General features: G+C 36.1%; 21 protein-coding genes. 13 read left to right on the top strand and 8 right to left on the bottom strand.

The features are described 5' to 3' along the window. Positions 1 to 50 precede the first annotated feature (50 nt). A complete protein-coding gene (locus QDN89_RS11010; RefSeq protein ID WP_280770186.1) occupies positions 51 to 416 on the bottom strand; it encodes a GAF domain-containing protein in 366 nt (121 codons plus the stop codon). Between the two features lie 126 nt (positions 417 to 542). Here QDN89_RS11010 and QDN89_RS11005 point away from each other — a divergent pair, with 126 nt between their 5' ends. Together QDN89_RS11005 and rlmD are read left to right on the top strand one after the other, a co-directional pair. Continuing rightward, entirely contained in the window at positions 543 to 1,415 is an 873-nt protein-coding gene (locus tag QDN89_RS11005; protein WP_280770185.1) for a DNA-3-methyladenine glycosylase family protein, read from the top strand. Positions 1,416 to 1,435: 20 nt separating this feature from the next. Continuing rightward, positions 1,436 to 2,842, top strand: coding sequence for a 23S rRNA (uracil(1939)-C(5))-methyltransferase RlmD (rlmD, locus tag QDN89_RS11000; RefSeq protein WP_280770184.1), 1,407 nt, complete (start codon positions 1,436 to 1,438; stop codon positions 2,840 to 2,842). Between the two features lie 61 nt (positions 2,843 to 2,903). On the opposite strand, the gene QDN89_RS10995 is transcribed toward rlmD, so the two are convergent. The 3 genes from QDN89_RS10995 to QDN89_RS10985 all read right to left on the bottom strand — a co-directional run bounded on the left by QDN89_RS10995 (position 2,904) and on the right by QDN89_RS10985 (position 4,687). After that, on the bottom strand, positions 2,904 to 3,497 hold the full coding sequence (locus QDN89_RS10995) for a GNAT family N-acetyltransferase (RefSeq protein ID WP_280770183.1): 594 nt from the start codon (positions 3,495 to 3,497) through the stop codon (positions 2,904 to 2,906). Beyond that, the gene (locus QDN89_RS10990) at positions 3,481 to 4,041 is read right to left on the bottom strand and encodes a hypothetical protein (protein WP_280770182.1); all 561 of its coding nucleotides are present in this window, start codon (positions 4,039 to 4,041) and stop codon (positions 3,481 to 3,483) included. Before QDN89_RS10990 ends, QDN89_RS10995 begins: the two co-directional genes overlap by 17 nt. A gap of 64 nt (positions 4,042 to 4,105) precedes the next feature. Continuing rightward, entirely contained in the window at positions 4,106 to 4,687 is a 582-nt protein-coding gene (locus QDN89_RS10985; RefSeq protein WP_280770181.1) for a TetR/AcrR family transcriptional regulator, read from the bottom strand. Between the two features lie 344 nt (positions 4,688 to 5,031). Here QDN89_RS10985 and katG point away from each other — a divergent pair, with 344 nt between their 5' ends. The 4 genes from katG to QDN89_RS10965 all read left to right on the top strand — a co-directional run bounded on the left by katG (position 5,032) and on the right by QDN89_RS10965 (position 10,554). Continuing rightward, complete coding sequence (gene katG / locus QDN89_RS10980) at positions 5,032 to 7,209, top strand: catalase/peroxidase HPI (protein WP_280770180.1); 2,178 nt, start codon at positions 5,032 to 5,034, stop codon at positions 7,207 to 7,209. 402 nt (positions 7,210 to 7,611) lie between these two features. Next, the gene (locus QDN89_RS10975; protein WP_280770179.1) at positions 7,612 to 8,073 is read left to right on the top strand and encodes a CBS domain-containing protein; all 462 of its coding nucleotides are present in this window, start codon (positions 7,612 to 7,614) and stop codon (positions 8,071 to 8,073) included. A 197-nt stretch (positions 8,074 to 8,270) separates the two neighbouring features. Then, positions 8,271 to 9,974 (top strand): acyl-CoA dehydrogenase family protein, encoded by a 1,704-nt coding sequence (locus QDN89_RS10970; protein WP_280770178.1) that lies wholly within the window; start codon positions 8,271 to 8,273, stop codon positions 9,972 to 9,974. Positions 9,975 to 10,032: 58 nt separating this feature from the next. Further along, a complete protein-coding gene (locus QDN89_RS10965; RefSeq protein WP_280770177.1) occupies positions 10,033 to 10,554 on the top strand; it encodes a GrpB family protein in 522 nt (173 codons plus the stop codon). Here QDN89_RS10965 and QDN89_RS10960 read toward each other — a convergent pair whose 3' ends face one another. Both QDN89_RS10960 and QDN89_RS10955 read right to left on the bottom strand, forming a co-directional pair. Next, positions 10,555 to 11,043, bottom strand: coding sequence for a GNAT family N-acetyltransferase (locus QDN89_RS10960; protein WP_280770176.1), 489 nt, complete (start codon positions 11,041 to 11,043; stop codon positions 10,555 to 10,557). It abuts the gene before it with no gap. Positions 11,044 to 11,056: 13 nt separating this feature from the next. Next, a complete protein-coding gene (locus QDN89_RS10955; protein ID WP_280770175.1) occupies positions 11,057 to 12,136 on the bottom strand; it encodes a DNA alkylation repair protein in 1,080 nt (359 codons plus the stop codon). A 507-nt stretch (positions 12,137 to 12,643) separates the two neighbouring features. On the opposite strand from QDN89_RS10955, the gene QDN89_RS10950 reads away from it, so the two are divergent. Further along, positions 12,644 to 13,618, top strand: coding sequence for a Gfo/Idh/MocA family protein (locus QDN89_RS10950; protein WP_280770174.1), 975 nt, complete (start codon positions 12,644 to 12,646; stop codon positions 13,616 to 13,618). A 108-nt stretch (positions 13,619 to 13,726) separates the two neighbouring features. Here the strand turns inward: QDN89_RS10950 and QDN89_RS10945 are convergent, their stop codons facing one another. Further along, positions 13,727 to 15,172: a DEAD/DEAH box helicase gene (locus QDN89_RS10945; RefSeq protein ID WP_280770173.1), complete on the bottom strand. Its 1,446-nt coding sequence runs from the start codon at positions 15,170 to 15,172 to the stop codon at positions 13,727 to 13,729. Positions 15,173 to 15,505: 333 nt separating this feature from the next. Between QDN89_RS10945 and QDN89_RS10940 the strand changes: the two genes are divergently transcribed. From QDN89_RS10940 to QDN89_RS10930, 3 genes are all read left to right on the top strand, one after another. Further along, positions 15,506 to 17,047 carry a spore germination protein gene (locus QDN89_RS10940; RefSeq protein ID WP_280770172.1) on the top strand — a complete coding sequence of 514 codons (1,542 nt, stop codon included), beginning with the start codon at positions 15,506 to 15,508 and terminating at the stop codon, positions 17,045 to 17,047. A 63-nt stretch (positions 17,048 to 17,110) separates the two neighbouring features. Next, positions 17,111 to 18,319, top strand: a complete 1,209-nt coding sequence (locus QDN89_RS10935; protein WP_280770171.1) for a Ger(x)C family spore germination protein — start codon at positions 17,111 to 17,113, stop codon at positions 18,317 to 18,319. 108 nt (positions 18,320 to 18,427) lie between these two features. Beyond that, positions 18,428 to 19,534, top strand: a complete 1,107-nt coding sequence (locus QDN89_RS10930; protein ID WP_280770170.1) for a GerAB/ArcD/ProY family transporter — start codon at positions 18,428 to 18,430, stop codon at positions 19,532 to 19,534. Between the two features lie 5 nt (positions 19,535 to 19,539). Here the strand turns inward: QDN89_RS10930 and QDN89_RS22050 are convergent, their stop codons facing one another. Further along, complete coding sequence (locus tag QDN89_RS22050; protein ID WP_483414567.1) at positions 19,540 to 19,776, bottom strand: YczF family membrane protein; 237 nt, start codon at positions 19,774 to 19,776, stop codon at positions 19,540 to 19,542. Positions 19,777 to 20,035: 259 nt separating this feature from the next. Here QDN89_RS22050 and QDN89_RS10925 point away from each other — a divergent pair, with 259 nt between their 5' ends. From QDN89_RS10925 to QDN89_RS10915, 3 genes are all read left to right on the top strand, one after another. Next, a complete protein-coding gene (locus QDN89_RS10925; protein WP_280770169.1) occupies positions 20,036 to 20,545 on the top strand; it encodes a CBO0543 family protein in 510 nt (169 codons plus the stop codon). 15 nt (positions 20,546 to 20,560) lie between these two features. Then, on the top strand, positions 20,561 to 21,082 hold the full coding sequence (locus QDN89_RS10920) for a hypothetical protein (RefSeq protein WP_280770168.1): 522 nt from the start codon (positions 20,561 to 20,563) through the stop codon (positions 21,080 to 21,082). 84 nt (positions 21,083 to 21,166) lie between these two features. Next, complete coding sequence (locus QDN89_RS10915) at positions 21,167 to 22,654, top strand: spore germination protein (protein WP_280770167.1); 1,488 nt, start codon at positions 21,167 to 21,169, stop codon at positions 22,652 to 22,654.

The following is a 22,654-nucleotide window of genomic DNA, read 5'->3' as shown; positions in this document are numbered from 1 at the left end:
AACAAAGAGAGTCAGTCCATCAGAGGATTGACTCTCTAGTAGTATCCCTATTAATTTGCTAAACTCATTTCCCCTAATGATTGCGCAATCGTCTCCAATGTTGCTACGTCTGTAACATCAAAAGCAATGGCTTCACGGCTACGAACTACCATAATACCTACGGCTTCATTAGATGAATTTTTCAAAGGGAATTTCAATTCTCCGTTTGCTTCCCAGGTTAAATCCTCTTCCATATCAGAGGCCGCTATAAGGCTCATTTTTTCTGGATTATCAAAGTAATAGATCCCAACCCAATCAATATAAGAAACTTCTTTCTGCAAAGACTTAGCTGTTGTTTGTAAAAGATCAGGTAGATCCTTTTTCTTATAAACGTCAGACATAATTTTTAGCGATGCAATATCAGTAGCAATGGACATATAATCTCTCCTCTATATAGCTTGATTCAGTGATTATTTTAACAGAGACGATGAATCAGTGGGGGTTCCAAGTTAAGGAAATCGCTAAAATGTGATATGATTTAGACGGAGAAAGGCGGTGTATCAATGGATGAAACGTTGAAAATAAATGGACCTTACAATTTTCACCAAGCATTAAAACGCCTCCAAATTGATCCTTTATTAAACATCAATATGGACGAACAGGAAATAACTATCCCAACATGGGTGGATGGATATCCGATAGTCGTTAAAATGAAACAACTTGGAACATTTGAAAACCCTTCTTTTCATATCACAACAAAAGAAGACATTCCAGTGTCTAGTGATAAAGTAGTTCAACAACTTTCACACTTATTTCATTGGAATACTCCTTTAGAGAAGGTAGCTGATTTTTTCCAAAACAATGAATTGGCTCCTTTATTTGAGCATTTTAGAGGCACGCCTTTTGTTTGTGATTTTCAATTGTATGGATCTCTAATGAAGGGGATCACCCATCAACAGTTAAATATGACTTTCGCATACACATTATCAGAACGTTTTGTGAAAACGTTTGGTTTCGAACAAGAAGGAGCATGGTTTTATCCTAAGCCTGAAAGAGTATGTGAAATCGAAGTCGACGAACTTCGCAAACTGCAATTTAGCCAACGTAAAGCAGAATATGTGATTGATACATCAAAACGTATTGTTGAAGGAAAATTAGATTTGGAACAGTTAGCAAAGGAATCGGATGAGGAGGTCATCAAAACACTCGTGAAAGTTCGGGGAATCGGTCCTTGGACGGCGGAAAATTTCTTGATGTTCGGTCTTGGGAGAATGGATTTATTTCCAATCCAAGATGTTGGTGTTCAAAATGGGATGAAAAAGTTTTACAATTGGGATACAAAACCAACGTATGAAACGATGTTGGATAAATCAGCAAATTGGAAACCATATCGTACATATGCCACTCTTTATTTGTGGGAAAGTATAGAGACTTGAACTTAATTGAGGTGTAAATCGTGAAAGAACGAAACAAGGGCAAAGGGCAAAAAACAGAATTGAAAATAGAAAAAGGCCAGCGTTTTCCATTAACGATTAAACGAATGGGGATCGATGGGGAAGGTGTCGGTTTCTTTAAACGACAAGTTGTATTTGTACCAGGAGCACTTCCAGGAGAAGAAGTAGTGTGCGAAGCGACGAAAGTGTCTTTTAAATTTGCGACGGCTAAAATAATCAAACAAAGAAAAAAGTCCAAAGATCGAACGACTCCACCATGCCCTGTTTACAATGAATGTGGTGGATGCCAACTGCAACATGTGACGTATGAAGGGCAATTACAGGAGAAAAAAGATATCGTCCGCCAAGCATTTGAACGATATACGAAAATCGACTTAAATAAGATTACCTTTAACGATACGATTGGGATGGAAGAGCCGTGGGGCTATCGAAATAAAAGTCAGATGCAAGTAGGAAAAAGAGATGGAAAAGTAATCGCTGGTCTCTATAGTTCAAATAGTCATCAGTTGATCGATATTTCCGAATGCATTGTGCAACATCCGCAGACAAACAAAGTGACACAAGTCGTTAAGCAAATCGCAGAAGATTTAAGTATTTCACTTTACAATGAGAAAAAGCATAAAGGTTTCTTGAGGACAATTGTAACAAGAGTTGGGTTTCAAACAAATGAGTGGCAAGTCGCTTTAGTAACTGCAACAAAAGAATTTCCACAGAAACAAGTTTTTTTGAAAGAATTACAGAATCGGTTACCAGACGTTACTTCCGTTGTCCAAAATATAAACCCAGGAAAAACATCGCTCGTTTTTGGCGATGAGACTGTTGTTTTGTATGGGAAAGAAAAGATGGAAGAAAAATTAGGAGAGTTTACGTTTCATTTATCAGCCCGGGCATTTTTTCAACTAAATCCGATTCAAACAGAGAAGTTATACAATGTTGCGAAAGAAGCGGCAGGGTTAACTGGCGAAGAAAATGTGGTTGATGCTTATTGTGGTGTTGGTACGATCGGACTTTGGGTGGCCGATAAAGCGAAAGAACTTCGGGGGATGGATGTCGTGTCTGAATCGATTGCTGATGCGAAGAAAAACGCAGAGAATCATCACGTCGATCACGCCACTTATGAAGTTGGAAAAGCAGAAGACTGGTTACCTAAATGGGAGAAAGAAGGTTGGAAAGCAGATGTGGTGATGGTGGATCCACCAAGAACGGGTTTGGATCCCTCACTTATTGAAACGTTGATTCGAACGAAACCGAAACGAATCGTTTATGTTTCATGTAATCCCTCCACATTAGCTAAAAATGTCGCCGACCTAATGAAAGGTGATTACAAATTAAAAAGCTTGCAGCCAGTAGATATGTTTCCTCAGACTAGTCATGTGGAGACAGTTGCGTTAATAGAAAAGAATGCATGATTAAACTAAGAAAGTATTTAGAAAAATGAATGGAAAAGAAGCACTTTGTGAATATCTTATTCTATTCCGCAGGCTTATTCATGCAATATACGTTTAGTTGATTGATAATTTTAGTCCCCGTCAACTCATAACCAAATCGTTTATAATAAGCAACATTATGTGGATTCTCTGTATCAAGTGCAATGGAATAGGGTGGCTGTGAAGACTCAGCAATGTCATGGATCTCTCGTAGAACCTTTTTACCAGTTCCCTTCCCTTGGCAGGAAGGTTCCACACCGATCATGGTTAGATAATAATGGGCTTCATTTGGAGCAATAGTAGAAGTGACTTCTTGATACTTGGTTAAATATCTAAGTACATGAAAGGGTAGCTTAAAAACCAATAAGAGCATGTCAATATTTAATCTAACCTTAGCTCTTATAGATATATTTCTAAGGTTACTAGGCCGATCGACAATTGCCACGTAACTAGGTTTCTTAACATCATCGGTAAGAATCAGACCATTTAATAAGCGATTTCGTCTAATGATAAATCGAATTAATATTTTCGTATGCTCCTTGTTTTTTCTGTTTGGAAACAAAAAGACAAACAAGGGGTCTTTTTCAAATGCTCGATAAAGCAAGGATATATGGGCTTCATTAATTTGTTTGTTCATTAGAAGACCCCCTATGGTGGAAGACGGAAAAGCTATACAATACCTTAAATATATAAAATAGGAATAACGTAGAAACAAATAATGGCGTTGTATGACTATAATAAGCCACGATTAATAGTCCTAACCCTGTTAATCCACCGGCTATGAGGTTTTGAATGGAGTATGATCTAATCAAATTTAAGAATGTTGCGCTAACTAAAGTGTAGCCACAAATGATAAGCCCGTAGTAAATGGAAATTTCCATTGCCCATGAAAGGATAATCGGTTGAATATGAATGGCTATAAATATCCATCTCATCCTTGGACGCTGTTTATAAAAAATATCAGTACCCCTGGTTAAGTTTGCGATAACACCTCCTGATATATCTAAAAACAAAAGACAAATCACAATCTGTTTGAGTAAAGATAAGCCACGCCATTCTTCATACGTTAGCAAACCTAATGTAAACCCTGATATTAGTAAAAAAAGTGCAATGACAAGTAACGATGATTTCGTCTGGAATTCACCTAATATTTCATGGAAAAACTTAGGGATTTTAATCATTGAGCACCTCTTTCTGTCCGTCCGATCGGTCAATTTTAGATGTATAAAAACTGGACAGCGGTTATTATAATAAAGACTTCCATGCTTTCACTTGCAAAATCCAAATTTCTTTTAATGTTACCAACTCTTCTTCTAGTAAAGAATGTAGACCGAACCCATCTAGGGTCATAATGATCATTTCTGATACTTTTAAAAGCTTTTCTTTTTCTTGAGAACTGTAATATGACAATTGGGTGGCGATAGCATCAATCATCTCTTGCTTAGCCTTTAATAAATATGTTCTGTATTTTTCATTATGCAAGCAAGTAGTGTAGAAATTAAATAAAACAGAATAGGATAACTTCTCTTCTTCACTTAGTGAATAGATACTTTCGCCGAGAAAAAGGAGAAACTCTTCTAAATCAGGACCTTGATGGGATTTAACAGGTTCAACTAAATCAATTAGTATATTCTCGAAAACCAGATCTAAAACGCCATCTACGGATCCAAAGTGGTGGAAAATATTGCTCTTACTAATGCCTAAAAGATCTGCTATTTTTTTGGCGCTTAATCCCTCAATGCCTTCTTCAGAAATGATTTTCATAGAAGCAGTAAGAATACGCCCCTTTGTTTCGTTGCCCTTTGTAATTCTTAAATCGTGATCCATTTTGACCTCCTCATGTAACCTTTATTTGTTCATTTTAACACTGACTGTTCGATCGGTCAATTTTAAAAAAGAGGAGTGTAACAATTATTTGTTTTCCATATCGTGAAAAATTTAAATGTAAAGCCTTTAAATTTAGTTCATTCAACAATTAAGCCTCTTTTTAACTAATGAGATTAGAGTAATAAACTATATAACTATCATATCTTTCGAATAAGCAATTTTCTTTCAATTTAAATGATAGTTTATTATAATTATACATTGAGAGTCATTATTGCATTCGGTTTGTAAGTTTGTTTTGGCCGAAGGCATCTTACATTGAAAAGAACAGGGAGGGGTAATTTATTATGGATCCAAAAGACATTGCAAGTGAAGGCAAGTGCCCGGTAACGCATGGTGGTGCTACTAGTCACAAGTCCAGTGGTACATCAAACAAAGACTGGTGGCCAAATCAGTTGAACTTGAGCATTCTGCATCAGCATGACAAAAAAACGAATCCTTTAGGTGAAGATTTTGATTATGCAGAGGAATTTAAAAAGTTAGACTACGATGCTCTTAAGAAGGATCTCCACGACCTTATGACAGACAGCCAGGATTGGTGGCCAGCAGACTTTGGACATTATGGTCCATTCTTTATCCGTATGGCTTGGCATGCTGCTGGTACATACCGTACAGGTGATGGCCGTGGTGGTGGTGGTACTGGTACTCAGCGTTTTGCACCGCTTAACAGCTGGCCAGATAACGGAAACCTTGATAAAGCCCGTCGACTGTTATGGCCGATTAAGCAAAAGTACGGAAATAAGATTTCTTGGGCTGACTTGGTCCTTCTAACAGGTAACGTAGCAATCGAATCGATGGGTCTAAAGACATTTGGGTTTGGGGGAGGCCGTGAAGACGTCTGGCATCCTGAAGAAGACATTTACTGGGGCGCTGAATCGGAATGGCTTGGAGATAAACGTTACTCAGGAGATCGTGAACTTGAGAATCCACTTGCAGCTGTTCAAATGGGTCTTATCTATGTTAACCCAGAAGGTCCAAACGGTGAGCCAGATCCAGTTCAAAGTGGTCGCGACATTCGTGAAACCTTTGCACGTATGGGAATGAACGATGAAGAAACAGTTGCACTAACAGCTGGTGGGCATACGTTTGGTAAGTCACACGGTGCAGGTGATGCTGCGAAAGTTGGGCCAGAGCCAGAAGCAGCTCCAATTGAAGAACAAGGGTTTGGATGGAAGAACACACACGGATCTGGTAAAGGAAGAGACACAATTACAAGCGGTATTGAAGGCGCTTGGACTCCTACCCCAACACAGTGGGACAATAGCTATTTTGATATGTTGTTCGGTTATGAATGGGAGCTTACAAAGAGTCCTGCAGGTGCCTATCAGTGGGCAGCTGTAAATCAAGATGAGAAGGACCTAGCACCAGATGCAGAAGATTCATCTGTTCGTGTTCCCACGATGATGACCACTGCTGATATGGCTATGCGTATGGATCCAATATATGAAAAAATTTCCCGACGTTTTCACGAGAATCCAGACGAACTTGCAGATGCATTTTCTCGTGCATGGTTTAAATTACTACACCGTGACATGGGACCACCTGAACGACTACTCGGTCCTGAAGTTCCAAAGGAAGAGTTGATCTGGCAAGACCCTGTACCAGCAGTTAATTATGAATTGACGAATGAAGAAGTAGAAGAGCTCAAAGCAACAATTCTGGATTCTGAACTCACTATCAGTGAACTCGTAACTACTGCTTGGGCTTCTGCAAGTACTTTCCGTGGATCAGATATGCGTGGCGGTGCCAATGGTGGCCGTATCCGACTTGCTCCACAGAAAGATTGGGAAGTGAACCAGCCGGAACAACTTGCAAAAGTGCTTGATGTTCTTAAAGACATTCAAAAGCATAAGCAAGTCAGCCTTGCTGATTTGATTGTTCTTGGGGGTACTGCAGCAGTAGAAAAAGCTGCAAAAGATGCAGGCTTTGACTTAAAGGTACCGTTTGTTTCAGGACGCGGGGACGCAACAGATGAGCAAACTGATGCAGAAAGCTTTGACGTACTCGAGCCGATCGCAGATGGTTTCCGAAACTACCAGAAGAAGGAATATACGGTAAGTCCAGAAGAACTTCTTGTAGATAAGGCACAGTTGCTTAACCTTTCCGCACCTGAAATGACTGCTCTTGTTGGTGGTATGCGCGTTCTTGGCACAAATTACAATGGTACAGAACACGGTGTATTCACGGACCGTGTTGGTACACTCACGAATGATTTCTTTGTAAACTTGCTTGACATGGGAATTGAGTGGAAGCCTGTAGAAGATAATGTATATGAAGGACGTGATCGCAAGACAGGTGAAGTTGTTCGTACAGCATCAAGAGTCGACCTTGCGTTTGGTTCTAACTCAGTTCTTCGTGCCCTTGTAGAAGTCTATGCACAAGATGATAATAAAGAGAAATTTGTGCGTGACTTTGTTGACGCTTGGGTCAAGGTAATGAATGCAGATCGTTTTGACATTAAGTAATAGTCACTTAGGCTAAGAAAGCAACTTGAATCATTTAGCGTAACGATTATGTATTCGAAGCTTCAGCATGTGATTTATATTGTTGGAGACACTTCGAAAAGGAGCTTTCTAACGTCTCCTTCTTTTGAAAAAGCCGTCATGACAAATTATAGTCATGACGGCTTTTTGTCTGAGCAGAGCTAAGCCTACACTTTTAAGACAGCTCCGTAATCAGTATTGAAAAAGCTTAGCACCGCATACCCCTTCAAAATCTAGTTGGAGAAGTTTGCTTCTCTGCAGTTCAGGAAGGTTTAAGAAGTTTCATGGAAATAATTATATAAATATTATATAATTAAAATAGTAAGTATATAGATAAACAAGGTTTAATCGCTTCTAAAATTGATCCTAAGGAGGTTCAGTTCCATGTATGCAAAAGAAATTATGACAAGAGAAGTCTTAACAGTAAATGAGGAAAGTACAGTGGAAAAATGTGCAAAACTTCTTATGGAAAATAATTTCAGCGGTCTTCCTGTTATAAATGAAAAAGGTGATTTGGTAGGTATTGTGACGGAAGGAGACTTGATCAAACGTGCAGCTCTAATAAAAATTCCGGCTGTCCTAGAGCTATTAGGTGGACTAATTTATCTAGAAAAACCTAATAAATACATGGATGAACTGAAGCGAGCCATGTCACAAAGAGTTGGCGATTTGATGAGTAAAAAAGTTATATCAATAAACCCAGAAGATACGATTGAACATACTGCGACATTGATGATGGAGAAGAAAATAAAAAGAGTGCCAGTAATTGATTCATCTGGGAAAATGGTAGGAATTATTTCAAGGCGTGATATATTGAGTTACCTTTATCCTGATACTGTAAATTAATCTGATTATTAGTAGCTCTTTTTTATAAATTAATCCACACCTTTAAATCCCAATAAGATGGGGAAAGGTGTGGTTTTTCATTTAGAAGTGAGATTTACTTAATAAATACTTAAACTTTGCAGGAGTTTCAATGCAACTGTAACGAATAGTATAATGAATGGCTATTCATTCATTAATGAAATCAAGGAGGGGATTATTTGCTTTTTTTCAATCCAAAAAAATTAGAAGATCAAGAATTTGCAGACATAAAAACGAAAGAAGTCATGAAAAAAACAGTGACGTTTTTTGAGGAGAAAGGTCTTAAGGACATAAAAAAACAAGATGAAGCTGCTGATTGGTATGAAGATTATATTGCATTTTTACAAAAATCTGGCGCATTTGCTACTTTATTAACGCCTTCAGGTTATGGTGATGAGGAAGCAAGGTTTGACCTGTCCCGTATATGTGACTACAGTGAGTTAACGGCATTTTATGGTCTGTCTTATCAATATTGTTATCAAGTGAGCATTCTAGGATTAGGTCCTATTTGGATGTCTGATAATGAGTGTGTAAAGGAGAAAACTGGGGAGCAATTAAAACAAGGGGCAATTTTTGCTTTTGGAATGTCTGAAAAAAAACATGGAGCAGATCTGTACTCGAATGAAATGAAACTAAACATGGAGAAAGATGGTTCGTACAAAGGAAATGGAGCCAAATATTATATTGGAAATGCGAATGAAGCAGCATCTGTATCCGTGTTTGGGCGGATGACAGAGACAGATGAGTTTGTCTTTTTTGTGGTAGATCCTAAACATGATAAGTATTATTTACAAAAGAAAATATATACGTCAGGAGTTCGTCCTGCGTATGTTGGCGAGTTCAAGATTGAGAATTATCCGTTAAAAGAGGATGAAATTTTGTCGAAAGGAAAAAAAGCGTGGGATTCCTCCTTATCGACTGTGAATATCGGGAAGTTCCAGCTAGGCTTTGCTTCAGTAGGAATATGTCAACATGCTTTCTACGAGGCACTCAACCATGCAGAAGGGCGTATTTTATATGGTCAAAAAGTGACTGACTTTAGCCATGTAAAAGACATTTTCACGGAATGTTATGCTCGAATTGTTGCGATGAAACTTTATGCAAGGAGAGCCGTTGATTATTTTAGGTCTTCTTCTGAAGAGGATCGCAGATATTTATTATTTAACCCAATTCAAAAAATGAAAGTCACAAAACAAGGAATGGAAGTCATTGATAAGTTGCTTGACGTTGTTGCAGCCAAAGGATTTGAGCAAGATACGTATATGGAATTAGCTATACGAGATATTGGGATGATTCCAAGGCTAGAAGGAACAAGTCATGTGAATATGGCTCTCGTCATTAAATTTATGCAAAATTACTTTTTCAAAAATGAACATTATACAGATATTCCGTTGCGTCGCGATGCAAAGGATGATTCAAACCTTTTCAAGCAAACGACAGGAAAGTTGGCGAAAGTGACGTTCCCAGATTATCGTCGATGTTACGATGGTGTGGATCTTCCAAATGTACAAATTTTCTTAGAACAAATCGAACGTTTTCGTGAAATGCTTTCTCAAGCACCACTAACAGATCATCAACAAAAAAATCAAACGTACATGCTACACTTAGGGGAGCTATTCACAATGGCTGTTTATGCTCAACTTGTATTAGAAAATGCGAAACTGTACGAAGTGAACGATGATGTGATTGATCATATGTTTACATTTATGGTAAGTGACTTTGCTCAATTTGCACTGGCACATTTATCCAAGTTTGAAAACACGCCCGAACAAGAGAAACGATTGGAGCAAATGTTAAAGAAACCTGAGATAAACGCAAATCGAGCAGAAAAAATATGGCAAGAGCAAGTTCACCCTTTGAAAGATCAATATAGTCATTTGTAAAACGACATGTTATAAGCCGCGCTTTTGTGCGGCTTGTGTTTGTGATATGGAGGTTCTGATGAGAAAAGTGAAAGTTGTTCCGTATAATAATAAATGGCCTGCGATGTTTCAAGAAGAGGAAGACCGAATTAGAAATGTATTTGATTCAGAAGTAATAGAAATTCATCATATTGGGAGTACGTCTGTGAAAGGATTAATGGCAAAACCAATTATTGATATCATGCCAGTTGTTAAAGACATAAATAATGTAGATTTTTTTGACGAGCAGATGATTATCCTAGGCTATAAACCGATAGGGGAAAATGGGATAACAGGACGAAGATTTTTTGAGAAAGGGGGAGATGACAGAACGCATCATGTTCATATTTTTGAACAAGGTAGTGAGGACATTGTTCGTCATCTCGCATTTCGTGACTATTTACGTGAGTATCCAGCATTCTCTGAAAGATACGGCAACTTGAAAATAGAATTGGCAAAACAATTTCCTTTTGATATGAAGGCTTATATAAATGGAAAAAATGACTTAGTAAAACAAATCGAAAAAAATGCATTAGATTGGCACAAAAAGAATAATGTGTAGCTATTCGTTTAGCGTCTTTTCATAAATGTCAATTTCATTTTGAAGTTTATCAATAGAAGAATGCATTTTTAGAAATTTATTACCTTGCCAAAAATTCACGGCATTTTCATTTTTTTGTTGTACACAAAGACGAACTTTTTTAACACCATCTTCCGTGAGTTTGTCTTCTAACTCTTTTAAAGCTTGCCCTCCGATACCGTGCTTTTGATATTTTTTATGAATGATGAGTAAACCAATCCAAGTATATCCGTCGTGAGGGTTGGTCGGAAGGTAATGCATAAGCCCCAAGTATTTCTCATCTTTCGTAACATAATAATAGTTGGCACCTAATTGGAGATTTTCCTCGGTCTCTTTGATGATTTCTTCTTCTGTTAACTGATTTTCACCTGTAACTAATTGATTAAACGAAAGATCCGAATTAAAAATATTCTTCTGAATGGCTATTGCTTTCTTCGAAAGAGGATCGTCCACTTTCATTAATTGAACCATATTTGCACCACCTCTATTTTCTTAAGTTAAAATTGATGCTATTTTTCACTGCACCATTAACGATAATAGATAACGTATGCAAACCTGGGTAATGTGTTCGAGTTGTCATGTTTTTAAAGGATTGTCGTTTATCATATTTTTTTGAGTGACCTTGATTAATTGTGGATTCACTAATTTTAAAAGTTTTTTTATTACGTTTTCCGTTCTTTTTAACATAATCAATGGCATATTCCAGTCTTATTTTCGTTGTTGAATCAGTGGTTATGGTAAAACAAAAGTGGAGTTGATCACCAATAGTAATAGATTTTGTTGAAAGGTTTAATTCATCTACATGAATGAATTCACTTGTTTCATAACCAAATAATTGTAGAACGTCTTTATTCCCTTGTTTCAACAACGTTCGTGAGGCATGTCTTAAGATCCAATCCGTTCGCTCATTTTTTCCTAGCCATTTTTTAATAAGATCGATGATGATGTGTGGGTGTGTTTTTGAGATGTCATTTAAATGGTTGGCGACGCTTTTTCTTACATAAATTGATTCATCTTCTATGAGATTTTCCAACATAGGAATCAAAGGGAACGGATTCTTTTTGAATGAAGGTACCGATTGTCCCCATGGTAGTTTAGGCCGACAGCCTTCGCTCGCAAATCGTCGGACATGTTCATTTTGACTTTTCATCCATATAAAAACTTGCTCTAGCACCTTTTTTTCATCCATTAATAGAAATGGACGAATGGCAAATTCTGAAGTAGAGAACTTTGTAAACTCTTCTAATGCTTTCATAGATAGATCCCAATCGTTTCGTCCGTAAAGTTCAACATAATCGGGGAAAATAATCCCCGCTAATCCTTCAAAATGAGGGGCCACCTCATGTAAAACCTTTAATGCGTCTTCATACTCTTTAGGTAGTGTTTCATACATTGCTGTTGAAATGCGCCGAACGCGTTGCTTAAATTCTAGTTGATTCCAATCTTTCTGAAATACAATATTTTCAAAATGGTCGATATCAAACGTCGATTTACTATGCTTGGAAAGGCTTTGCCCTAACATGCTAATAAAATGATGATCAAAGATATTTTTTAACTTTTCCATGATGAGTCCTCCATAACATAATTTATTTAGTGATATATCAATAATTTTTTCTAGTATAGGTCAATTTTATTAAGACATCATACGTATTCCCAATTATATTACTTCAAAAATGGTATTCTTAGGATAAGGAATAACTTCAATAAGTTTGTAGCATGTGATTGAGGGGGATGTTTTGATAATTTAACCTAGGGAGATAGATATTTTTCAAACGAATCTTAGAAAAAGATAATAGAAATTTTGGGAGATAAAGTAGATTGCCATATGAAGTCTGATCCTTATTAAAGGAGGATCTTTTTGATCAGATATGATTTTTATGCAAGGACTTAGATATCTGTATGATCATACAAAAGACAGCCAGTTGAAAGCACAAGCAATGGAGGTACTCGAAACCGTACAAGAACTAAAATATCTTAAGAAGTATACGAACCTCTGGAAAAACACGTAAACTTATGAACATCAATCAAAGCACTCCATAAACCTCAGCATAAATAAATGGGAGGAAAAACGATGTCAATAAAAATTGGATTAATAGGAACGGGATCTTTTAGTAAAATGCATGCAGATATTTTAGGTAATATGAAAGATGTGACGATTCGTGGCATATGTGGAACAACGAAAGAAAAAGCAATAGAATTAGCTAAAGGTTTCAAAGAAGCCAATGGGTACGCTGATTTTAACAAGATGCTCGATTTTGAAAATTTAGATGCTGTGTACATTTGTGTTCCACCTATGTCTCATGGAGATATAGAAAAAGAACTGATCCATAGACAAATTCCGTTTTTTGTAGAAAAACCTCTTGGAGCAGATCCAACAATTGTTGACTCTATTTTAGCAGATTTAAAAGAGACTTCGTTGATTACATCGGTCGGTTACCACTTTCGTTACAAACAATCTGTTAAGAATTTAATAGAATTTGTAGAAAACACCCAAATAGGATTGGTGACAGGACATTGGATGGGGGATATGCCAGAAGTTGCTTGGTGGCGAAAGCAAGAAGGATCTGGGGGACAATTCATTGAACAAACGACCCATATTGTCGATTTACTTAGGTTTGTAGCAGGAGAAGTAGAGGACGTTTACGCATCATATGGAAATCGGTTGACAGATAATAAATTTGATAGGGTGACGGTAGCGGATGTTGGTTCAGTAACGTTAACATTAAAAAGTGGCATCGTTGTTTCATTATCAAACACTTGCATATTGCCCAAAGGGATTTCAAAAGTTGGAATGAGTATTTATACGGATCAAGGAATGGTAGATTGGGAACCTGACCATTTAAGTATTTCAGATGCTCAAGGTAAAACAAATGAAACATTAAATTCGGATAACCCTTATGTGAAAGAAAGTGAAGCTTTTATTAAAGCTGTTAGAACTGGAGATACATCGGACATTCTTTCAGATTATTTTGATGCGTATGAAACACACAAAGTAACGTTTGCGGCGTTAGAGTCTTCTAGAACAGGATTACCAGTAAAAATATAAGTTTTATCTATATTTAATCCAATAAGCGATAAGAAAAACGCCATCTTCTAGGGGAAGTTTCCTCTACTTGATGGCGTTTTTGATGATTTAATTTAGATATTGCTGAAATTATTTCTTAGCAATATGCACCTTTAATTGTTTACCTTTGACGGTTTTTTCTTTCATTTCTTGCAAAACAATCGAACCTTTGCCGTTTAGTATGTCGATATAAGTGACGTTTTCTTTGATTGTAATAATACCAATATCATCGGCAGTGATATCGGGAATGTTCGTAATCGTACCAACAAAATCAACAGGTCTTAGCTTTTTTTTCTTGCCGCCATTAAAGTATAGTTTCATGATATTTTTATTTAATACGGCGCTTTTTTCTTTTTTCAACACAACATGTGCATTCATTTTTTCATCAAACGCTGCTTTTTGTCGTTTCACTTCTGTATAAGTCGGAGGTTCCACTACAGGAATAGTAAATCCAACATATCGCTCAATATCAGAAATGAATTTCGACTCGTATCTTGTCACGAATGTGATCGCTTTTCCTGTTTTACCAGCGCGTCCGGTTCTGCCGGTACGATGAACATAGCTTTCTCTTTCTAATGGAAAGTCATAGTTGATGACAAGTGAAATGCTATCAATGTCAATACCTCTTGCTGCCACATTTGTCGCAACTAAGTAACGAAATTTTCCACGTTTGAAATCATTCATCACAGAGAAACGGTCGTCTTGATCAAGACCGCCATGAATTTTTTCACAAGTATAATTCTCTTTTGATAATTCATTGTATACGTAATCCACTTTTTCTTGTGTCCCACAAAAAATCAAACAGCTATCAGGATTTTCAACAATTGTCATGTCTTTCAGTATGGATAATTTGTGATCCTCGGTTACTTCCACAAGGGAATGTTCAATATTGCTCGTCGTTACGCCTGTCCCCACTACTTCAATTTCGATCGGCTCATTTAAATACTTTTGACGAAGATTCTGAACATCATTTGGAATCGTTGCAGAAAAAATAGACGTAACCCTATTGATCGGCAATTCCCGGATAATTGCTTCCACTTGATCGATAAACCCCATGTTAAACATCTCATCGGCTTCATCTATGATGAAGTATTTAATATGGTCTAACGCTAGTGTTCCTTTTTCAATGTGATCCAGTACTCTTCCAGGCGTCCCTACAACAACATGTGTTTTTTGTTTTAATTCTAATTTTTGCAACTTAAACGGAGATTTTCCATAAACTGCTGCTGCTTTGATCCGTTTGAATCTACCGATGTTTGTTATATCATCTTTAACTTGTGTCGCTAACTCTCGAGTAGGTGTAAGGATTAACGCTTGTGGCTTATTTTCCTCCCAATCTACTAATTCACAAATAGGGATACCGAAAGAGGCTGTTTTTCCACTTCCAGTTTGTGATTTAACAACAAGGTCCTTTTCTTCAAGTGCTAATGGAATAACCTTTTGCTGAACTTCCGTTGGTGTATGATAATTTAAATCTGTTAGTGCGCGTTCAATGTTTCCACTTAGTTGAAAAGTCTTAAAATGTTCTGTACTCATGTTTTACCCTCTTTTTTTGATATTAGATTATTAAGCTTATACTATGTCTTTTCCCGATTAATCTCTATTTATTCATGCTTTTATTAGTAATCGAAATGATCTTTCTCAACTTCATGAATGCTTAATCTATAGTTAAACCTACCAATGATTTATCAAAAAGGAAAGAATTCTTTTTTACAATGGAGTAGTTTATTAAATTTTTTACTCATACAATGGTTCATTTAGCAATTGTTCAGTGACAGAAAGTACGAGAAGAATAAACACTCGTATAATAATTTAATATAGAGAGAAAATAATGTCAGGAAATGAAAAGGTGCAATGAAGGAGGAAGGGATGAAAACGACCCAATTTAAAAGAGCGATACCGTTGAAATCTCTTATTAAAAGAAAAAAAGGAGCAGATGTTGATACCTTTAGTGAATCAAAAGACGAATCGGGAGCTCAGCAAAAATCTAGCATAGAAGCTCACGTGGAAAAAATGAATAATACCATGGGTGGAACAAGTGATTTAATTGAGCGAGAAATAATCATAAATACTAAGCCATTAATAAAAGGTGTCGCTTTTTTTATCAATGGCTTAGTAGATAATGAACAAGTCAGTGATTTTATGCTTAAATCGTTGCTAAATGATTCGTTTGATTTGGAAGAGGCAAAGGAATTTTCGAATACAACGTTAGAACATTTAATAGAAAAACAATTATTAACCGTTAGTGAAGTGAAAATGGAAACAGATTGGGACAAAATAATTCATCATTTGTTATCAGGAAATACGATTTTATTCGTGGATGGAATCAATCAGGCTTTCATAGGTTCAACAGAGGGTGGAGAATGGAGATCTGTTGAAGAACCAAAAGCTGAAGTAGCTATTCGGGGTGCAAAAGATGCTTTTATTGAATCTGTGTTCACAAATATGGCGTTGATTAGAAGGCGTATTAAAAGTCCTAAGATGCAATTTGAAATGTTTCAACTTGGGAATTCTAGTCAGACAGATGTGGCGATTATATATATGAACGGCATCACGAATGCTAAATTAGTGCAAGAAGTTAGGAGAAGAATAAATAAAATTGATGTGGAACATTTATTAAATTCGGCTACTATAGAAGAATTCATTCAAGACAAAACATTAACAATTTTTCCAACAGTTTATAATACGGAACGCCCTGATACTGCAGCTAATTCTCTTACAGAAGGAAAGATAGTTATCATTGTAGATGGTTCACCTTTTGTCCTTATAGTTCCGGTCACTTTCTCCCAATTCTTCAAATCAGCTGAGGATTATTATCAACGATATGACATCTCAACACTAATCCGAATATTAAGATATATTAGTTTTACGATAGCTGTATTGGGTCCATCCCTTTATATTGCGCTAATTACGTTTCATCAAGATTTAATTCCAACGAGGTTGGTCATCAGTTTAGCAGCCCAACGAGAAGGTATCCCATTTCCTGCATTTATTGAAGCATTAATTATGGAAACTACTTTTGAAATATTAAGAGAAGCAGGAGTCCGAATGCCACGTGCAATTGGACAGGCGGTGTCAATTGTTGGCGCACTCGTGATAGGACAGGCGGCAGTGCAGGCAGGGATTGTTTCTGCAGCAATGGTTATTGTTGTAGCAGGAACAGCAATTGCCAGTTTCACAACACCTGCTTATAACCTAGCAATTGCAGGAAGAATTCTTAGGTTTGCGATGATGATATTAGCCGCAACGATGGGGTTATATGGGATTACAATTGGGCTCATTGCCCTTGTAGCACATTTAGCCAGTTTACGGTCATTTGGAGCGCCTTATTTAGCCCCTTTTGCGCCATTTATCCCTGAAAATCATAAAGACGGATTGTTTCGTCTCCCGAAAAAAATATTTAATAAGTAAGCAATGAATTGTTTTTATCCAAAGAGAATTTAAAGCATCCCCATTAAAAAAGGAGATTAGGTAATGTCTAAAAGGATGGACTTACATATATTATTAATCATACCTTTATTGTTAACAAGTTGTTGGAATGCAAAAGAATTAACAGACTTGACGATAGTATCGGCTGTTGGAATTGATGAAACAGAGGAGGGGGAATTACTTGTCTCCCTTCAAGTCGCTAATTCTAGCGAGGTGGCGATAGGTCAAGAAGGTGCAGGAAGAGACGCTACAACGACACTTGTTTATACTTCGACAGGTAATACATTAGCTGAAGCGATGAGAAATGTATTAGAAACGCTGCCGAGGCAAGTATATTTTCCTCACATGACTTTAATTATAATAAACGAGAAATTTGCAGAGACGAAAGGTCTTGATCGTGTTATCGATTGGTTTGAAAGAGATTCACAAGCACGGACGAATGCAAACGTTATGATCGCGAGAGAGGCAGATGCTAGAGAGGTCTTAATGGTTCAAACTCCAATTCAAAGGATTTCTGCAACGAAACTAACGGATCAGATTGAGGTAATAGAGAAACGACTAGGCGAAAACATGGTCATGGACGTTGATGATGTTGTTCGTGATTTATCTAGTGGTGGAAAAGAATTGCTTTTAAGTGGTGTAAAAATACAGGGTGATAATAAATCAGCTATTAAAAAAGAAACAATACAGCAATCAGTACCTGACGCGCTATTAGAAATAAATGGAATGGGAATATTTAAAGATGAAAAATTAATTGGATGGCTAGAGGATGAAGAAGTTAAAGGAGCATTGTGGGTTTTAGGACAGATAGAAGGAGCGATTAATAATGTTGAATGCGATGGAAAAAAAGATGCAATTGCGATTGAAACGAAAAAAGCAAATTCAGACATTCGATCAAAGATTAACAATGGAAATCCAGTCATTGATGTTTCTATAGGTCAAGAAGGGATTTTAGATGAAATCAATTGCTCAAAAGATATTACAAAACACAAAGAAATTCAAGAATTAGAAAAATTACTTGAAGAAAATATCAAAAAGATAGTAGAAAAAGTAATTACTAAAGCACAAGAAAGTGAGACGGATATTTTTGGATTTGGGGAGGTATTACATCGACAGAACCCTAAATATTGGAAAGAGAACGAAAAAAAATGGCCTGAAATGTTTGCAAAACTAGAAGTGAATGTTCATGTTTCCTCATACATTCGCCGATCAGGAATGAGGAACAATTCATATCAAAATAAAACGAATGAATAACAAGCACATGTAGGGAAACATAGTAAAAATATAAATCATAAAAATACATTTGAATAGTAGTGAAAAAAATTAACCATGGTCGTAATCGTTATAAAGGGGGGGAGCTCTGTGGAAAATATAAAAATCACTCCTTTTCAACTGTTTGTTTTAATTGTCCTTTTCCAATTAGGCAGTGCGATTGTTGTGGCACCTGGAGTAGAAGCTAAACAAGATGCATGGATGTCAATCATGCTTGGATTAATTGGTGGATTGTTTGTATTTATTATTTACTATCATTTATATAAACAATTCCCTGAATTATCATTAATAGAATACCTACCAAAAATATTGGGGAAACACTTAGGATGGTTCGTTGGATTTTTATACAGCCTTTATTTTCTATATATTGCTACAAGAGTGTTAAGAGATTTTGGAGATCTTTTAGTTACGGCAATTTTCCCTCAAACTCCATTGTTTATCATTAATTTGTTGATGACACTGTCCATCGCGTATGTTATTTACCTTGGAATAGAAGTGTTAGCGAGAACAGGGGAGTTTTACTTTCTTTTATTAATGTTTATCGGTGTTATTGTTAATACGCTTTTTTTTATTTCGGGTGAAGTAGAAACCGACAATTTACTTCCAATTTTAGGAGAAGGATGGACACCGGTAATAAAAGGCGCCGTTCCGACTTTATTAACATTTCCATTTGGTGAAATTATTGTATTTACAATGGTGTTTCCTTATTTACATAATCAAAAATATACGCTAAAAGTAGGACTTATTGGATTGGTTTTTAGTGGTGTACTAATTGCATTTGCTACGATGATGAATATTGCTGTACTCGGTATTGATATCGTAGAGCGTTCTTCTTATCCTTTGCTCTCAGCCATAAGTAAAATTCGAGTAGGAGATTTTTTGGAAAGGTTAGATGCATTAGCCGTTATCTCATTAATTGTTGGAATGTTCTTTAAAATTGCAATATTTTTTTTTGCAGGGGTTTATGGTGCTACTACTTTGTTTAAAGTCAATCAATATCAAAAATTAATAATGCCAATGAGTATCATTGTCTTAGTTAGTTCTATTTCTATAGCTGAGAATTTTTCTGAACACATAGAAATTGGATTAAAAATAGTACCAAACTATTTGCATTTACCTTTTCAGTTTTATATCCCTACAGCATTATTAATGATTACGCTTATTAAAAAAAAGTTTACGATTAAAAGTCATTCTTAAAAATATTAGTTGCTACTAAATATTGAAACTAAATGTTTGAAGTAATGTTTAAGGGGGACCAAAAGAGCGGCTATCAAAAAGATAAAGAGAAAAGCTCGTTCTCCTTTATCCGTTACTGCAAAGGGGTTTAAAATATGAGGTATGCTTGTATTCAAAGGGATACCCACTAATAAATCTAAATATACGATTAGAGATGACATAGCAACAAAGTAAAAAATAAAGATTCCGATTATTTTAGTCATAAAAATCCCCGCCTCATCATGCATTCTTACAATTACAGTATTAGTGTTATTCACCTGTTTTTAATATGTCCACTTTAAAAGGATTAAAAACTCGCCTATATTTACTAATTAATCTTTAAATCATAATATTAATCCACATAAAACGTATCGATAAATTGTATTCAAATTAATTGGTTAAATCTGCATTTCATAAATTCCAGTTGTAGCGTGGACAATAACAAAAAGACATTTCGCTAATTTATGGAATGGAGTGAGGCATTTGTTAAGTAAGAAAACAGAAAAAAATCTCCTTCGAACTATGATGGTTTTTGCTCTAGGAATGGTTCCTTTTTTGCTTAGAAAACCCCCAATTAAAGACTGGCTGTTCGTATTTTTTTTAGATGGATTAAGTAATGGATTTATAGATCAAATCCTTGTCCGGAATAATCTCCTAAAGTACCCAAACAGATTATTACCAAAATATTTTAAATTTCATATCGTATTTGATTACATTCTTTATCCTACTTTCACGATCATTTACAATCAAATAACGATCAAGGACAGTCCATTAAAAGCTTTTATTAAGCTTTTTCTAATTGTTATCCCTTTAACCGCTATAGAAACAGTTGCTGAAAGAAAAACACGTTTAATTCAATGGGGAGATAAATGGAAATGGTACCATACATTTATTTTTGTTGTGTTTAAATCATCATTCACGCGAATTATCATTGCTGTTGTTAGAAAAATTAGTAAACAACAGCATAAAAATGAAGCAGAAAATATCTATTAGAAAGCAGGTTTGTGTATGCATTTAATGTCTGGTCTAGCACTATTGATATTAAATATTCGATTTAAAACATGGCAGCAAATAAGGGGAACAGCTCCTGGAATCCTTTATGTCGTGATGTTTAACGGGCTTTTTTATGTGATATCTCATAAAATGCATCCATTACCTTGGGAATTTAACTCTAAACAAATGAATCGTAAAACGTTGACATATTATCATCTCTTTATCATTATGCCCTTATTAATTTTACTGTTTTTAGCAAACAGACCTCAATCATTATTAAAAAAATTCACGTACGTGATCAAATGGACTGTTGGTTCTTCCATCATTGAATTCTTTGGGCATAAATGGCATGCCATCTCTTTTTACCATAATTGGAAAATGAGATGGTCAACATTGTTGTATGTGCAAATGTACACTTTTTGCCAACTCTTTCTAGTTAAGCCGTGGGTTACATTAGGTTTGTCGTTCATTTCGACTGCTTATTATTATAAACGATTCATTCTATCGTCTTTGCGAATAAAACATTTCATGTATTGAAACGGAATTTAGGATTACATTTATTTAGCATTATAATACAAAGAAATTTTAGTGAAAATTCATTTCGTATTGGTGGAATGTGCTATGAGTATCTTTGATTTTTGGAGGAACAAAAAGAAGACAAAGGAAGAGGATAAAGAACAAAAAGAGAAGAAATCTCAAGACAGTGAATCCTTATCATTTCACCATGTGCTAAATAACTTTGATAATTGTGCGGACTTTAATAAACGAACATTTACATCAAATGATGGATTTGCTCTATTTTTTGCAAGCTTGTTAAACACGGAAGAGTTCGAACGAGATGTCATTCGTTCTATTACAAAAATGGATAATCACCAATTAAGAGAATATTTGGCACAAGAGCATTTTGAAGAAGTGACGACTAACAAAGATATGATTTTAGGGATTGTTGCAGGGTCTGTTGGGTTTTTTCTTGAAGGGAAAGGTTATTTGATTGAAATGTATGGGCCAGAAGGGAGGTCTATAGAGGAATCAGAAACGGAAACGGTTATTACAGGTCCTCATGACGGCTTTGTAGAATCAGCAGGGAAAAATGTGTCCTTAATTCGTAAACGTGTCCGAAGTTCTCATTTGAAGTGTGAAAAAATGGTAGTTGGTGAAGTGTCGAAATCGGAAGTATATTTTCTTTATATAAAAGACATTGCGAATGACCAAATCATTGAAGAGATGAAAAGAAGAGTTGAAAATATTGAAACAGATGGTGTATTTGAGGCGAATACTTTTGTACAAATCCTGGAAGATTCACCTAACTCTGTGTTTCCACAATTTCAAACAACGGAACGACCTGATGTGGCATGTTCTAAATTGTTAGCTGGAAAATTAATTTTGGCTGTTGATAGCAGTCCGGCTGTGATTTCAGCACCGAGCTCATTTGTAGAATTTTTCCAATCGCCGGACGACTATTATAATCGTTGGGTTATTGGGTCTAGTATTCGTTTGCTCCGTTTTGTTTCGTTTATTATTACGATTTTATTTACTGCTCTCTATGTATCCGCCACAACTTTTCATTATGAAATAATTCCTGACCAATTGCTGATCCCTTTAGCAGAGTCTCGAAAGGCTGTCCCGTTTCCACCGATTATCGAGGCACTCCTTATGGAATTTACGATTGAATTATTAAGGGAAGCGGGGGCAAGACTACCAACAAAAGTTGGTCAAACGATTGGTATTGTAGGTGGGATTGTCATCGGACAAGCAGCTGTTGCAGCGGGATTTACAAGTGATATATTAATTATCGCTGTAGCAACATCTGCCATTGCTTCGTTTGTCATCCCCAGTTATATCATGAGTGGATCTATTCGACTTATCCGGTTTGGTTTTATTATTTTAGCTGGGATACTGGGAAACATCGGTATCGTAATCGGAATAACAGTGGTGGCGTTTCACTTAGCTACTCTTACCTCAATAAATAAACCATATTTAACCCCAATTACGCCTTTAATTCTTAAAGACTTCAAAGACGTATTTCTTAGAGCCCCTTATTGGGCGATGACAGAAAGACCGAACCAAGCCGATGTGAAAAATAAGATTCGCACAAAAGTCAAAGAGTAA

Origin of the sequence: Salipaludibacillus daqingensis (assembly GCF_029891575.1) — a bacterium.
Lineage (GTDB): Bacteria > Bacillota > Bacilli > Bacillales > Salisediminibacteriaceae > Salipaludibacillus > Salipaludibacillus daqingensis.
Note: the sequence above shows the minus strand (reverse complement) of the source record. Positions and strands in the feature narration are given on the sequence as shown.